The organism is Acidovorax sp. GW821-FHT10E04 (assembly GCF_059415185.1).
The window spans coordinates 91853-106974 of the sequence record NZ_JBWKMT010000006.1 but is presented as its reverse complement, the minus strand read 5'-3'; the positions used below and the strand labels follow the sequence as shown (position 1 = coordinate 106974).

Sequence of the window (15122 nt, the reverse complement as noted above, 5' to 3'; positions counted from 1 at the left end):
AATTGCGTGTCGCGCCCCCGCGGGGGAACGTGATCAGCGCCTCAGGCCACCGCTTCCTCGGCCTGCACCACGCAGTTGCGGCCCCGGGACTTGGCCACATACAGGGCGGTGTCCGCGCGCTTGATGAGGGCATGGGCGTCTTCGTGATGGTCCCAGGTCGCCACGCCAAAACTCGCGCTCACATGGCCCACCGAATCGAAGGGCGCGCCGGCGATGCGGGCACGCACGGCCTCGGCCATGGCCATGGCGGCGTCCACCGGGGTTTCCTTGAGCAGGATGATGAACTCCTCCCCGCCGAAACGCGCCGCGCAGTCGGACGAGCGCAGCAGTTCGCGCACGCGCAGTGCCGTGCTCTTGAGCACCACGTCGCCCGAATCGTGCCCGAAGGTGTCGTTGATGCGCTTGAAGAAGTCGATGTCGAACATCACCACCGACAGGTGGCTCTTCTTGATGCGGGTGTCGGCCATCTCGGTCTCCAGCCGTTCGAAGAAGCGGCGGCGGTTGACCAGATCGGTCAGGAAGTCCTTGGTGGCCAGGTCCTCGAGCTTGCGGTTCAGGCGCGCCATGGGCTCGATCACCAGCGAGGACAGCGACAGGTTCAGCACCACGAACAGCAGCACGAAGCTGCCCAGCAGCGCGCCCATCACGGTATAGAAGGTCTGGCGCGCCTTCTCCAGCGGGAAGTACATCGGCACCTTCACCACCTGGATGCCCACCGTTTCGTTCATGCCCCAGCCAAAGCCGTTCTTGTCGCCATACACCTTGAGCATGGTGGGGGGCGCCACGGCCGGTGTGCTGTGGCAGGCCATGCACTGGGCCTGCTTGATGGTGATGGGGCGGGCCACGTACAGGGCGCGGTGCATGCCCTCGCCCACCTCGCCGGAGACCTCCTTCTTGAGGTCCGCGCGGCCTTCGCGGAAGTCGCCGATGATGCGCTCCTCCCATTCCGTGGCGCGGTCGCGCAGATTGGTGGGATTGAGCACCGCCTCCTTGTACTCATACCCGGGAAAGCGGCTCTGCAGGCGACGCAGGGTCTCCGTGGCGGCATAGGCTGGCACCGTCTGGGGGAGGAATTTTTCCGCCAGCGTCACGTCCAGATGCGGCTTGACGAGCTCGGTGGTGTAGTCGCGGATCGCCATGGCCGCATGCATCATGATCTGCGAGTTGTGCTGCACCTCCTCGATCGCCGACTGCTGCAGGAATCGGTGCACGTACAGCCCCGCCCCCACCACCGCCAGCAGCAGCACACCCGCCAGCACCAGATTGAATTTCAGCCGCAAAGACATGGATGACCCTCAGGCGCCAGCGTCGGGCCGGCTTGTTGTTGTTGGCGGTGCGGCGGCGGCCCTCCCGGCCCGCCGGCGCGCACCCACCCTTCGTGGGACACAAAGTTTGCGTTTGTGCCAGATTTCCCCGGCGCGGTCCAACTTTTTCGTTCGTTCGTGCGTGCGTGCGCGCCGCCGCCAGGGCGCTACAGCCCCCGTGCGCTCAGCGACAGGCTGCGCCGGTAGGCGTGACGCACCCGGTACAGCTGCGCGGGCCGGTGGGCGCCGCCGGTCTGCAGGGCACCGGGCAGTGCCTCCAGCATCGCGAGCTCGTCCATCTTGCGGCGAAAGCTCACCTTGTTGATCGCCTCGCCCAGCACGGCTTCGTAGACCGCCTGCAGCTGCGGCAGCGTGAAGGGCTCGGCGCACAGGTGCACGGGCATGGACGAATACTGGCTCTTGCTGCGCACGCGCAACACGGCGGCATCGACGATCTGGCGGTGGTCGAACGGCAACGGCGGCAGGCCGCCGTCCACGGCCACCAGCTGCACACGGCCCTCCGCCTGGGCCAGCGTCCCGGGCGGGACCAGCGCACAGTACGCCACCGCCAGGGACCAGCCCCGCGGGTCCCGCACCGCGCCCGAGAAGGTGGCCAGCTGCTCCAGATAGGGACTCTCCAGGCCCGCCTTGGCACGCAGCACGCGGGCGGCGGCGGCCTGGGCGTCCACATCGTCCTGAGCGTGGATGTAACCGCCCGGAAGCGCCAGCGCCTGGGCGAACGGCGCGTGCTCCCGGCGCACCAGGGCCACCTTCAGCACCCCCTCTTCCAGGGTCAGCAGCACCACATCCACGGTGCAGATCACGGCACAGGCGCTGTCGTCGTTCATGGGGGAAGGCACATGGTTCATTGCAGAGATATACGAACGAGGCTACCACCGGGCGGCGCAAACCCCAAGCGCTTGCGTGCTGGCCGCTGGCGCACAGCGGAAACATGAGGTTTCACATTAGTTAGTTGCATTATTAACCTAACAAACCTACACTGTTCCCATACCGAAGGAGAAGCCCATGGCCCGCAATATCCAGCTGCTGGTGATCGACCCGCAAAACGACTTCTGCGACCTGCCGGCCGATTGGCAACCCCGCCAGCCGGACGGCACCCGCACGATGCCCAGCCTGCCCGTGGCTGGCGCCCACGCCGACCTGCAGCGCGCGGCCGCCTTCATCCGCGCGCAGGCGGGGCGGCTCGACGCCATCACGGTGACGCTCGATTCGCACCAGCGCTTCGACATCGCCCACCCCGGCTTCTGGCAGCAGGCCGACGGGTCGGCCGTCGCGCCCTTCACGCCCATCACGGCGGCCCAGGTGCGCAGCGGCGCCTTCACCCCCCGCAGCGCCGCCGCACTGCCCCGCACGCTGGCCTACCTGGATGCGCTGGAAGCCCAGGGCCGCTACACGCTCATGGTCTGGCCGGTGCACTGCGAGATCGGTAGCTGGGGCCACGGCGTGCATGCCGACGTGCTGGCCGCCTGCGGCGACTGGCAGCTGCAGCTACAGCGCGCGGTGCACCACGTGTTCAAGGGCACCAACCCCTGGACCGAGCACTACAGCGCGATCCAGGCCGAGGTGGTCGATGCCGCCGACCCGGACACCGCCCTCAACACCCGCCTGCTCGCGGCGCTCGACACCGCCGACCTGCTCCTCATCGCCGGCGAGGCCAGCAGCCACTGCGTGCGCGCCACCACCGAACACATCGTGCGGCACCTGCCCCGCCTGCAGGCGGCGGGCGCCCGGCCCGGCCACATCGTGCTGCTGACCGACTGCATGAGCCCCGTGGGCGGCTTCGAGGCGCAGCACCAGGCCTTCCTCGACGCCATGCGCGCGCAGGGCGTACAGCTGGCCACCAGCACGGAAATCAGCCTCTAGGGACCCTCTGCACGAATCATCGCGCCGTGTGCATCTGCGGTCTCGGGCGGCCTGCGGCGTTGCAAATACTCGCAATAGCTACGGCTATGGCTGCGTTTTGCGCCTTGCACTCCTTCCCGATCCGCAGTGCACACTTGGCAACTCGATTCGTGCAGAGGATCCCTAGCGCTTGCTGAACCAGCGCAACCAGCTACAAAAACAGGAGCATCACCATGACCCGCATCATCACCAGCCTGCTCGACACCGACCTGTACAAGTTCACCATGTGGCAGGCCCTGCTGCACCGCCATCCGCAAACACAAAGCGAATACCGCTTCGTGTGCCGCAACCAGCCCCTGTACCCGTTGTCCGAGCTGCTGCCGCAGGTGAACGCCGAGCTGGACCACCTGTGCTCGCTGCGCTTTACCAAGGGCGAGCTCGACTACCTGGGCAGCCTGCGCTTCATCAAGAGCGACTTCGTCGACTTCCTGCGCCTCTTCCAGTTCCAGCGCAACTTCATCGAGGCGCGGGCCGAGGGCGACACGCTGACCATCGTGGCCCGCGGCCCCCAGGTGCATGTGATGGGCTTCGAGATCTTCGTGCTGGCCATCGTGAACGAACTGTACTTTCGCCGCTTCGACGCGGCCGCAGCGCTGGCCAGCGGGCGCGAGCGCCTGGCCGCCAAGGTACAGCGGTTGCAGGACCTGGCCCGGCAAGCCACCTTGCGCCACCCCTTCGAGCTGTTCGACTTCGGCCTGCGCCGCCGCTACAGCGGCGACTGGCAGCGCGAGGTGGTCAAGACATTTGCAGAGCAGACACCCCAGTGGTTCAAGGGCACCAGCAACGTGCTGCTGGCGCGCGATTTGAACCTGGTGCCCATCGGCACCATGGCGCACGAATACCTGCAAACCTACCAGGCGCTGGGCGTGCGGCTGCGCGACTTTCAAAAGGCCGCGCTGGAGGACTGGGTGCAGGAGTACCGGGGCGACCTGGGCATCGCGCTGACCGACACCGTGGGCATGGACGCCTTCCTGGCCGACTTCGACCTGTACTTCGCCAAGCTGTTCGACGGCCTGCGCCACGACTCGGGCGACCCGGTGGCCTGGGGCGAAAAGGCGCTGGCGCACTATGCCAGGCTGCGCATCGACGCGCACACCAAGCGGCTCGTGTTCTCCGATGGCCTCGACCTGGAGCGCGCCCTCATGCTGTACCGCCACTTTGGCGACCGCACGCAGCTCGGGTTTGGCATTGGCACGAACCTCACCAACGACATGGGCGCAGACCACAGGCCCCTCAACATCGTGATGAAGCTCACGCACGCCAACGGCCAGCCCGTGGCCAAGCTCTCGGACACGCCCGGCAAGACGCTGTGCGACGATGAAACATACTTGGCATACCTGCGCCAGGTCTTCAGCATTGCATAAGAAGCCCCCCTGAGTCGCTTCGCGCCTTCCTCCGGGGAGACGACGCCCTCACTGCGGGGCGGCCCTTGCTCGGCGTCCCTGGCATGGGCTGCGCCCGTGTCGGCGGCTGCCGACGAAATCGAACCTTAGGATGAATAACACCATGCTCCGCATCACCATCGCCCAGCTCAACTTCACCGTCGGCGACATCGAGGGCAACGTGGCCCGCATGGTGGCCGCCGCACAGCAGGCGGCGCGCGAACAGGCCGACCTCATCGTGTTCAGCGAACTGTCGCTGTGCGGCTACTACCCCGGCGACATGCTGGAGGAAAGCGCCTTCCAGCAGCGCATCGAGGCCGGCCTGGCCGCGTTGCAGCAGGCCTCCGCCGGGCTGCCGCAACTGCACTGGGTGGTGGGTGCGCCCACGCCCGCGCGCGGCCCCGGCAAGCGGCTGCACAACAGCCTGCTGGTGCTGCAGGGCGGCACCGTGCGCCTGCAATACGCCAAGCAGCTGCTGCCCACCTACAACATCTTTGACGAGCGCCGCCATTTCGAGCCGGGACCCGACGTGGCCAAGGTGCTGCGCATCGGCAACGCCCAGGTGGGCCTGCTGGTCTGCGAGGACGGCTGGAACGACCACGGCGCCGACTACGCGACGAACCCCTTCGAGCGCATGCGCGACGCGGCACCCGACCTGGTGGTGAGCATCAATGCCAGCCCCAGCCACATCGGCAAGCGCGAACAGCGCCACCAGATCTTTGGCGGCTCCTCGCGCCGGCACGGCCTGCCCATCCTGTATGTGAACCAGGTGGGCGGGCACGACCAGGTGGTGTATGACGGCGCCTCGTTCGCCGCCGAGCCCGAGGCCGGCATCGTCTTCGAGGCGCCACGTTTCGTCGAGGACGTGCGCTCCCTGCAGTTCGACAACGGCCACTTCTCCATGGGCGACGGCCAGGCCCCAGCTCCCGTGCCGGCCGAGGGCATCCCCACGATGGAGTTCTACCGCCAGCAAATCATGCTGGGCCTCAAGGACTACGCGCGCCGCTGCGGCTTCACGCAGGTGGTGGTGGGCAGCTCGGGCGGCATCGACAGCGCGCTCACCCTCGCGCTGGCGGCCGAGGCGCTGGGACCCGGGAACGTGGTGGGCATCACCATGCCCTCGCGCTATTCCAGCAGCGGCTCGGTCGATGACTCGGTGGCGCTGTGCCGCAACCTGGGCGTGCAGCTCTTCACGCACCCGATCGCCGATCTGGTGGCGGGCTACGCGCGGCAGTTCGAGGCCAGCTTTGGCCCGCCGCTGGCGGGCCTGCCGCTTGAAAATTTGCAGGCGCGCATCCGTGGCACGGTGCTGATGGAGTATTCCAACGCCTTCGGCCACCTGCTGCTCACCACCGGCAACAAGTCGGAAATCTCGGTGGGCTACTGCACGCTGTATGGCGACACCAACGGCGGGCTGGGCCTGATCGGCGACCTGTACAAGACCGAGGTGTTCGCGCTTGCGCGCCATGTCAACGAACACGCCGGGCGCGAGCTGATTCCGCAGGCCATCATCGACAAGGAACCGTCCGCCGAGCTGGCGCCCGGCCAGCGCGACGTGGACAGCCTGCCCCCCTACCCGGTGCTGGACGAAGTGCTCAAGCTGCTGATCGAGGGCGACCGCCTGTCGAGCGCCGAGCATGCGGCCGCGCAGGCCTTCGTGGCCCAGCTGCAGCAGGAAGAAGCCGGCCGCGCGCTGGTGCAGCGCGTGCGCATGATGGTGGCGCGCAACGAATACAAACGCCGCCAGGCCCCCCCCATCGTGCGCGTGCGGGCCCGGGCCTTTGGCAGCGGGCGGCAGATGCCGATTGCGGCACGGTATGCATGAACCATCGATCAGATAAAATCACTACAAAAAAGATAGCTGCTGGCGCTTGATGGACAAGCGCCAGCGGCCAAAAAACCTCAAAAATACAACCCAGCAATGGAGACACATGCTCGATACCGCCATCTACATCGGGCGTTTTGAACCCGTGCACAACGGCCACATCGCGCTGCTGCGGCGCGCGCTCGACAGCGCGCAGCAGGTCATCGTGGTGGTGGGCTCGGCCTGGCAGGCGCGCTCGCCCAAGAACCCCTTCACCTGGCAGGAGCGCGAAGCCATGCTGCTGATGGCGCTGCCCGAGGCCGACCGCAGCCGCGTGCAGGTGCTGCCCATGCGCGACTACTACAACGAGGCCGTGTGGGTGCAGGCCGTGCGCCAGGGTGTGGCGCGTTTGACCGCACCGAATGCGCGCACCGGGCTGGTGGGCCACTTCAAGGACGCCACCAGCGGCTACCTGAGCGCGTTCCCCGGCTGGGAGCTCATCCATGTGGAGCGCCAGGGCCCCATCGACGCCACGGCCATCCGCGACGCCTGGTTTGGTGCGAGCCCCGACACCGTTCCCTCCGCCCTCGCCCCCCTGGCCAACCAGATGCCCCCCAGCACCCTGGCCACGCTGGTCCAGTTCGCGCAGACCCCGCACTACCTGGCGCTGCAGCAGGAGTGGCGGATGCTGCGCGGCTACCGCCAGGCCTGGGCGGCCGCGCCCTATCCGCCCGTGTTCGTGACGGTGGACGCCGTGCTGCGCTGCCGCGACCATGTGCTGCTGATACGCCGCGCCCACGCCCCCGGCAAGGGCCAGCTGGCGGTGCCCGGCGGTTTCATCGAACAGCGCGAAACCGTGTGGCAGTCGTGCCTGCGCGAACTGGTGGAAGAAACCCACTGCCACCTGCCCGAAGCCACCATGCGCGCCGCCCTGCAGTCGGTGGCGGTGTTCGACCACCCCGACCGCAGCCAGCGCGGGCGCACGCTCACGCACGCGCACTACTTCGATCTGGGCGACGCGCCGTTTCCCGTGGTGCAGGCCGATGACGACGCGATGCTGGTGCAGTGGACGCCCATCGGCCAGCTGGCGGGCCTGGAAGAGGAGTTCTTTGAAGACCACTTCCACATGCTGGACCACTTCCTGGGGCTGACGGAACTGCACTGACCGCGCACGGCCGCATTTCGGGCAAGAACTGCTGCCAGCGCTTGTCCATCAAGCGCTGGCAGCTATCATTCAGATAGCATCAAGTCCCCGCCCGCTCGAGCATGGCATGCAGCAGCACGTTGCACCCCGCCGTGATGTGCTCGGGCTTGGCATCCTCGATCTCGTTGTGGCTGATCCCGTCCTTGCACGGGATGAAGATCATGCCGCTGGGCGCCAGCTTGGCCATGTACACGGCATCGTGCCCCGCGCCCGAGACAGCGGGCATGTGGCTGTAACCGAGCTTGGCGGCCGCGCGGCCCACGGCCTCCACGCAGTTCTCGTGGAAGGCCTGGGCCGGGTAGCTGGACACCATCTCGATGTGCACCTGCACGCCGTGTTCCTGGGCCACCTGCCCGGCCAGGGCCTTCACCTCGGCGGCCATCTGGTCCACGAGTTCGTCGGTGCTGTTGCGCAGGTCGATGCTGAACTTGACCCGCCCGGGGATCACGTTGCGGCTGTTCGGGAACACCTGCACCATGCCCACGGTGCCGCGTCCGTGCGGCGGGTGGCGGTGGGCTGCCGCCACCACGTCCTGCATGATGCGCGTGGCGGCCAGCATCGCATCCTTGCGCAGCGCCATGGGCGTGGGGCCGGCGTGGGCTTCCATGCCGGTCACGGTGCAGTCGAACCAGCGGATGCCCAGCACGCCGCTGACCACGCCGATGGTCTTGTCGTTGTCTTCCAGCACCGGACCTTGCTCGATGTGGGTTTCGAAGTAGGCACCGATGGGGTGGTCGCCGGGTTCCTGGTCGCCGATGTAGCCGATGCGTTCCAGCTCGCCCTTCACCGTCTTGCCCTCGGTGTCGGTGGCGGCGTAGGCGTGCTCCAGCGTGAAGGCCTTGGCGAAGACGCCCGAGCCCATCATCACGGGCACGAAACGGCTGCCTTCTTCGTTGGTCCAGAACGCGACTTCGATGGGCGCCTCGGTCTCGATGCCGTGGTCGTTGAGCGTGCGCACCACCTCGATGCCCGCCAGCACGCCGTAGTTGCCGTCGAACTTGCCGCCCGTGGGCTGGGTGTCGATGTGGCTGCCGGTCATGATGGGCGGCAGGCTGTTGTTGCGCCCGGGGCGGCGCATGAAGCCGTTGCCGATCTTGTCGATGGTCACCGTCATGCCCGCCTCGCGCGCCCAGCGGGTGACGAGATCGCGGCCCTGCTTGTCCAGGTCGGTGAGGGTCAGGCGGCACACGCCGCCCTTGGGGGTGGCGCCGATCTGCGCCAGCTCCATGAGCGAATCCCACAGGCGCTGGCCGTTGATGCGCAGGTTCTCGATATCGGGTTTGACTTTGGTGTCCATGGTGTTCTCCAGAGGCATTGAATCGGTCAGCGAGTCCATCAACGTGCAACAGCGGTAGGGGCCAGGTCCTGCGCGCGCTTTTGCACGGCCTGGAAGTTGGCGCCGAACGCGGGGCGCTTGATGTAGCGGCCCTTGCCCTGCTCGGCCCGCAGGTCGCCGTTGGCGAACACCACGCGGCCCTGGCTGATGGTGTGGCTCGGGATGCCGCGCACGGTGCGGCCTTCAAAAATGTTGAAGTCGCCCTTGCTGAACTGCGTCTTGGCCGAGAAGGTCTTGGTGCCCTCGGGGTCCCACAGCACCAGGTCGGCGTCGGCACCCTCGCCGATGAAGCCCTTGCGCGGGTAGATGTTGAATAGCTTGGCGCAGTTGGCCGAGGTGATGGCCACGAACTCGGAGGGCGTGAGGCGTCCGGTGTTCACGCCCGCATCCCAGATGGCGGCCATGCGCTCTTCCACCCCGCCCGTGCCGTTGGGGATCTTGGCGAAGTTGTCCTTGCCTGCCGCCTTCTGCGCGGCGCAGAAGGTGCAGTGGTCCGTGGCGGTGGTGTGCAGCTGGCCCGACTGCAGGCCGCGCCACAGTGCCTCCTGGTGGACCTTGGGGCGAAAGGGCGGGCTCATCACATAAGCGGCCGCCTTGGCGAAGTCCGGGTCGCGGTACACGCTGTCGTCCACCAGCAGGTGCCCCGCCAGCACCTCGCCATACACCCTCTGGCCGCGCGCGCGGGCGCGGGCGATGGCGTCGGCCGACTCCATGCAGCTCACATGCACCACGTAGATGGGCACGCCCAGCACGTCGGCAATGGCGATGGCGCGGTTGGCGGCCTCGGCCTCGACCATGGGCGGGCGCGAAAGCGGGTGGCCCTCGGGGCCGGTGATGCCCATCTTGGCGACCTCCTGCTGCAGCAGGTACACCAGCTCGCCGTTTTCGGCATGCACCGTGGGCATGGCGCCCAGCTCCAGCGCACGCTTGAAGCTGTTCACCAGGGTTTCGTCGTCGCACATGATGGCGTTCTTGTAGGCCATGAAGTGCTTGAAGCTGTTCACGCCTTCCTGCTGCACCAGGGTGCCCATGTCGGCGCGCACCTGCTCGCTCCACCAGGTGATGGCGACATGGAAGGAATAGTCGGCAGCCGACTTCTCGGCCCAGCCGCGCCACTTTCGGTAGGCGTCGAGGATGGGCTCCTGCGGGTCGGGAATCACGAAGTCGATGATGCTCGTGGTGCCCCCGGCCAGGCCCGCGGCCGTGCCGGTGAAGAAGTCGTCCATGGTGACGGTACCCATGAACGGCAATTGCATGTGCGTGTGCGGATCGATCCCGCCAGGCAGCACGTACTGGCCGCTGGCGTCCAGGGTCTGTGCGCCCGCGGGGGCCTGCGCCGCCACGCTCTCGCCCACGGCCACGATGCGGCCGTCCACGCACAGCACATCGGCCGGCTGCTCGCGGTCGGCATTGACCACGGTTCCACCGCGGATCACAAGGGCTTGGGTCATGGGGATCTCCTTCAGGGATGCAGATCAAAAAGAGGCCCTGCGCTGGCACCAGGCCCAGGCAGGGCCGGAGGTCATTGCTTTTTCTTCGCGGTCAGGTAGTAGTAGGTGCCGGCCACGGCCAGGCTGAAGAACCAGCCCGAATCGAACAGGGTGAGCCAGATGGCGGGCATGCTGGCCTTGTCCACCACGCCCGACACCGCCAGATAGCCCGGCAGGCACGGCAGCACGCCCAGGAAGAAGGCCATGAGCGCATGCAGGTTCCAGCCGTTGCTGTATTCGTACTCGCCGCCGCGGCGGTACAGGTCATCCACCTTCAGCTCGCTCTTGCGCACCAGGTAGTAGTCCACCAGCAGGATGCCCGCGATCGCGCCCAGCAGCGTGCCGTAGCCGCCCAGCCAGGTGAAGAGGTAGCCGCCCGATGTGGCCAGGATCTTCCAGGGCATGAACACGAGCCCGATCAGCGCGGCGATGATGCCGCCCATGCGAAAGCTGATCCTGGTAGGCGCGCACTGGCTGAAATCATAGGAAGGCGACACCAGGTTGGCGGCCACGTTGGTGGTCAGGTTGGCCAGCAGGATCACCAGCAGGCCCAGGCCGGCCGCCACGCTGCCCATCTGGGTCAACAGGCCGTCGGGGAACAGCTGGGCCTTGCCGTACAGGATGGCCGACGCGGAAAAGCCGATGACGCCCACCATCGAGAACAGCGCCATGGGGATCGGCAGGCCGATGGCCTGGCCCAGGACCTGGTCCTTCTGCGATCTGGCGAAGCGCGTGAAGTCCGGAATGTTGAGCGCCAGCGTGGCCCAGAAGCCCACCAGCCCGGTGAGCGCGGCCCAGGTCTTGGGCCCGCCTTCCACCACCTTGGCGGGCAGGTTGAAGAGCTGACCCGAGGGCACCCGCACCATGAGCACCACCACCAGCAGGATGGAGGCGGCGATCATCAGCGGCGCGGCGATGACCTCCAGCTTGCGGATGGATTCCGGCCCTCGCCAGATGAACCAGATGTGCACCGCCCAGAAGGCGAGGAAACACATGAACTGCGAGGTGCTGATGGTCTGGCCATCGGCCGGCCCCGCGAGGTTCATGCCCACGATGTTCAGGAAGCCATGCAGCGCCAGCGCACCAAAGTAGCAGTTGATGGAGAACCAGCCGCAGGCCACCAGGCCGCGCAGCACGGCGGGCAGGTTGGCGCCCTTCACGCCGAACGATGCGCGGGCGAGCACCGGAAACGGCACACCGTACCTGGGGCCCACGCGCCCGATGAGCACCATGGGCACCAGCACGATGCAGTTGGCCAGGAACACCAGCCACACGGCCATTTGCCAGGAGAAGCCCTGGTCCAGCATGGAGCTGGCCATGGTGTAGGTGGGCACGCAGACCACCATGCCCACCCAGAGCGCGGCAAAGTCCTTCCAGGTCCAGTGCCGCTGCGCGGCGGTGGTGGGGAGCAAATCTTCGTTGGCGAGCGTGTTGGATGCTGCGCCGGGCATCAGCCCCGCCACATGGGCGGCGCCACCGGTACTGTTCGTCATGCCTGTACTCCTGTCAAAGACCTCATTGGGGTTGCACACAACCCGCTGTCTGGTCCGGCGCCCCGGTGCATTCAGATGCGGGCCAAAGGAAGCGAGCGATGCTATAGATCACGCAAGGACCGCACCAGATGCAGCGCAGCACGCGTTGCGAACGCGCACCACATCGGGCGCCTCCAGCGTCATGCCGCCGCCGGCACGCGCTGCGGGTTGTTGGGGTGCGTCGTCCAGTTGGCGTATTCACCGGTGACCGTCTTGCCCGTGCGCACATCCACCTCGCCGGGCTCCAGCGCGCGCATGGTGATGCACTCAGGCACGGGGCAGATCGACACGCACAGGTTGCAGCCCACGCATTCGGCCTCGTTGATCTCGAACTTGCGCACGCCACCGTCCTTGGTGAAGGTGATGGCCTGGTGCGAGGTGTCTTCGCACACCACATGGCAGCGGCCGCACTGGATGCAGGCATCCTGGTTGATGACGGCTTTCTCGATGTGGTTGAGGTTGAGGTTCTTCCAGTCCTTGACGGTGGGCACGGCCTGGCCCTTGAAGTCGTCGAGCGTGGCGTAGCCGTGCTCATCCATGAAGTTCGACAGCCCGTCGCACATGTCCTGCACGATCTTGAAACCGTAGACCATGGCCGCCGTGCACACCTGCACCGTGCCGCAGCCCAGGGCGATGTATTCGGCCGCGTCGCGCCAGGTGGTGATGCCGCCGATGCCGCTGATGGGCAGGCCGGCGGTCTGCGCGTCGCGCGCGATCTCTGCCACCATGTTCAGAGCGATGGGCTTGACGGCCGGGCCGCAATAGCCCCCGTGCGAGCCCCAGCCGTCGGTGCTGGGGCTCATCACCATGCGGTCCAGGTCCACGCCCATCACGGAGTTGATGGTGTTGATGAGCGACACCGCGTCCGCCCCGCCCGCCTTGGCGGCGCGCGCCGGGTGCCGCACGTCGGTGATGTTGGGGGTGAGCTTCACGATGACGGGCAGGCGGCTGTAGTGCTTGCACCAGGCCGTGACCATCTGGATGTACTCGGGCACCTGGCCCACGGCGGCGCCCATGCCGCGCTCGCTCATGCCGTGCGGGCAGCCGAAGTTGAGCTCGATGCCGTCGGCGCCGGTGTCCTCGACGAGCGGCAAAATGCTCTTCCAGCTCTGCTCCTCGCAAGGCACCATGAGCGAGACGATCATGGCGCGGTCGGGCCAGTTGCGTTTGACGCGCTTGATCTCTTCCAGGTTGGTGTGCAGCGGCCGGTCGGTGATGAGCTCGATGTTGTTCAGGCCGATCACGCGGCGGTCTTGCGACATCAGCGTGGAGTAGCGCGGGCCGTTGACGTTGACCACGGCCGGGTCTTCGCCCAGCGTCTTCCAGACCACGCCGCCCCAACCGGCTTCGAAGGCGCGGGTGACGTTGATCTCTTTGTCGGTGGGCGGTGCGGAGGCCAGCCAGAAGGGGTTGGGGCTTTGGATGCCCAGAAAATTGCTGCGAATGTCTGCCATGGGGTGCTCCCGTGAGTTGCAGTTGACGACGTCAGGCCACGAGTGCCACGGGCACGCTCAGCGCTTGATGCATGGAGACAGCGGCGACCTTGCCGTGCTCCACCGCCTCCACCGTGAGGTCGCGGCCACCCACGCGGCAGTCGCCTCCGGCCCAGACGCGCGCCAGACTGGTGCGGCCCTCCAGGTCCGTCACAATGCGCCCGGCTTCCAGCGCGATGGAGGCACCCACCGGCTCGGCCACAAAGGTCTGGCCGATGGCCTTGAGCACCATGTCGGCCTCCAGCATGAAGGTCTCGCCGGTTTCCACCAACTTGCCGCCACTCAGCGCCGTGGCGGCAAAACGCACGCCCTTGACAACACCGCCTTCGCTCAGCACCTCCTGGGGCGCGGCCCAGTGGCGGATCTTCACGCCGTGGGTCTGTGCCCATTCCTGCTCCACAGGCGATGCCGACATCGCGTCGGCGCCCCGGCGGTAGACGATGGTCACGTCCTCGGCGCCCAGCTTGCGCGACTGCACGGCGGCGTCCACCGCCGTCATGCCGCCGCCGATCACCACCACGCGGCGGCCCACGGGCAGGGTGGACAGGTCGCCGCTCTGGCGCAGCTCGGCGATGAAGTCCACCGCATTGCGCAGGCCTGTCGCCGCAGGCTCGGCAATGCCCAGGGCATTCACGCCCTGCAGGCCCAGGCCCAGGAACACGGCGTCATGGCTGGCCAGCAGGCCATCGAGCGTGATGTCGCGCCCCAGTTGCTGGCCGGTGCGCACTTCGATGCCGCCCACCGACAGCAGCCACTGCACCTCCTTCTGAGCGAAGTTGTCGGTGGTCTTGTAGCTGGCCAGGCCATATTCGTTGAGCCCTCCCAGCTTGGGGCGCGACTCGAACAGCACCACGTCATGTCCGCGCAGCGCCAGCCCGTGGGCGCAGGCCAGGCCCGCAGGCCCCGCCCCCACCACGGCCACGCGCCGGCCCGTGGGCGCGGCGCGCTGGAACATGGGCGCGCCCGGGTTGGCGAAGAAGGCATCGGTCGCGTAGCGCTGCAGCGAACCGATCTCCACCGGCTTGTCCTCGTTGGTGTTGCGCACGCAGGCCTGCTCGCACAGCACCTCGGTGGGGCACACGCGGGCGCACATGCCGCCCAGGGGGTTGGCCTGCAGGATGGCGCGGGCCGCGCCCCGATTGTTGTCCTGCGCGATGCGATGGATGAAGGACGGGATGTCGATGCCCGTGGGGCATGCCGTGGCGCACGGAGCGTCGTGGCAGTAGTAGCAGCGTTCGGCTTCGATCAGCGCCTGCGGGCGGGTGAGCGGCGGGTGCGCGTCGCTGAAGTTGCGGGCGTAGTCGGCCAGGTTCAGGCGCGCGGCATGTATGCCGCAGGCACGGCTTGCGGGTGTGTCCATCAGTCTTCCTCCGGAAGGTTCGGGGTGGAGATCCAGGCATGCGCGGCACGGGCCGCCCCGCGCCCTGGGGCTTTGTGGCACCTGTGGCGGGCATGCCGCGTGCCAGCCAACGCAGCGCAAGCCAGAGTGCTTGCGCCCGCGAACTTCGGAGGTTTCATCGTGGTCCTCGCTGTGGGGTGCAGGTGCCCGCCGCTTTATTTGCCGCGGTGCCCTGCGATGTGGGTCAATTTACCAACCCGTAAAAATTTACCAATTGGTAAAATCCCTAGAGCAAGCGCCATGCCAGCCAATTGC

At 67.2% G+C, this 15122-nt stretch carries 11 protein-coding genes; 4 read left to right on the top strand and 7 right to left on the bottom strand.

The window, feature by feature from the left end; all coding sequences use genetic code 11:
• Positions 1 to 41: 41 nt before the first annotated feature.
• Together AC07OC_RS19465 and AC07OC_RS19460 are read right to left on the bottom strand one after the other, a co-directional pair.
• Positions 42 to 1286 (bottom strand): diguanylate cyclase, encoded by a 1245-nt coding sequence (locus AC07OC_RS19465; RefSeq protein WP_218340357.1) that lies wholly within the window; start codon positions 1284 to 1286, stop codon positions 42 to 44.
• 185 nt (positions 1287 to 1471) lie between these two features.
• On the bottom strand, positions 1472 to 2152 hold the full coding sequence (locus AC07OC_RS19460) for an NUDIX hydrolase (RefSeq protein ID WP_218340358.1): 681 nt from the start codon (positions 2150 to 2152) through the stop codon (positions 1472 to 1474).
• Positions 2153 to 2330: 178 nt separating this feature from the next.
• On the opposite strand from AC07OC_RS19460, the gene AC07OC_RS19455 reads away from it, so the two are divergent.
• The 4 genes from AC07OC_RS19455 (at position 2331) to AC07OC_RS19440 (ending at position 7578) form a co-directional block, all read left to right on the top strand.
• Positions 2331 to 3188, top strand: a complete 858-nt coding sequence (locus tag AC07OC_RS19455) for a cysteine hydrolase family protein (RefSeq protein ID WP_218340359.1) — start codon at positions 2331 to 2333, stop codon at positions 3186 to 3188.
• A gap of 212 nt (positions 3189 to 3400) precedes the next feature.
• Positions 3401 to 4591, top strand: coding sequence for a nicotinate phosphoribosyltransferase (pncB, locus tag AC07OC_RS19450; protein WP_494601997.1), 1191 nt, complete (start codon positions 3401 to 3403; stop codon positions 4589 to 4591).
• A 142-nt stretch (positions 4592 to 4733) separates the two neighbouring features.
• Positions 4734 to 6434, top strand: a complete 1701-nt coding sequence (locus tag AC07OC_RS19445; RefSeq protein WP_218340361.1) for an NAD+ synthase — start codon at positions 4734 to 4736, stop codon at positions 6432 to 6434.
• A 106-nt stretch (positions 6435 to 6540) separates the two neighbouring features.
• Positions 6541 to 7578, top strand: a complete 1038-nt coding sequence (locus tag AC07OC_RS19440; RefSeq protein WP_218293396.1) for a bifunctional nicotinamide-nucleotide adenylyltransferase/Nudix hydroxylase — start codon at positions 6541 to 6543, stop codon at positions 7576 to 7578.
• Between the two features lie 79 nt (positions 7579 to 7657).
• On the opposite strand, the gene AC07OC_RS19435 is transcribed toward AC07OC_RS19440, so the two are convergent.
• The 5 genes from AC07OC_RS19435 to AC07OC_RS19415 all read right to left on the bottom strand — a co-directional run bounded on the left by AC07OC_RS19435 (position 7658) and on the right by AC07OC_RS19415 (position 14828).
• Positions 7658 to 8914 carry a Zn-dependent hydrolase gene (locus tag AC07OC_RS19435; protein WP_492254678.1) on the bottom strand — a complete coding sequence of 419 codons (1257 nt, stop codon included), beginning with the start codon at positions 8912 to 8914 and terminating at the stop codon, positions 7658 to 7660.
• A 38-nt stretch (positions 8915 to 8952) separates the two neighbouring features.
• Positions 8953 to 10404 (bottom strand): dihydropyrimidinase, encoded by a 1452-nt coding sequence (gene hydA / locus AC07OC_RS19430; RefSeq protein ID WP_218340363.1) that lies wholly within the window; start codon positions 10402 to 10404, stop codon positions 8953 to 8955.
• 71 nt (positions 10405 to 10475) lie between these two features.
• Positions 10476 to 11936 carry an NCS1 family nucleobase:cation symporter-1 gene (locus AC07OC_RS19425; RefSeq protein WP_218340364.1) on the bottom strand — a complete coding sequence of 487 codons (1461 nt, stop codon included), beginning with the start codon at positions 11934 to 11936 and terminating at the stop codon, positions 10476 to 10478.
• A gap of 179 nt (positions 11937 to 12115) precedes the next feature.
• Entirely contained in the window at positions 12116 to 13429 is a 1314-nt protein-coding gene (preA, locus tag AC07OC_RS19420) for an NAD-dependent dihydropyrimidine dehydrogenase subunit PreA (RefSeq protein ID WP_218340365.1), read from the bottom strand.
• Positions 13430 to 13460: 31 nt separating this feature from the next.
• Positions 13461 to 14828 carry an NAD(P)-dependent oxidoreductase gene (locus tag AC07OC_RS19415; protein WP_218340366.1) on the bottom strand — a complete coding sequence of 456 codons (1368 nt, stop codon included), beginning with the start codon at positions 14826 to 14828 and terminating at the stop codon, positions 13461 to 13463.
• Between the last annotated feature and the right edge of the window lie 294 nt (positions 14829 to 15122).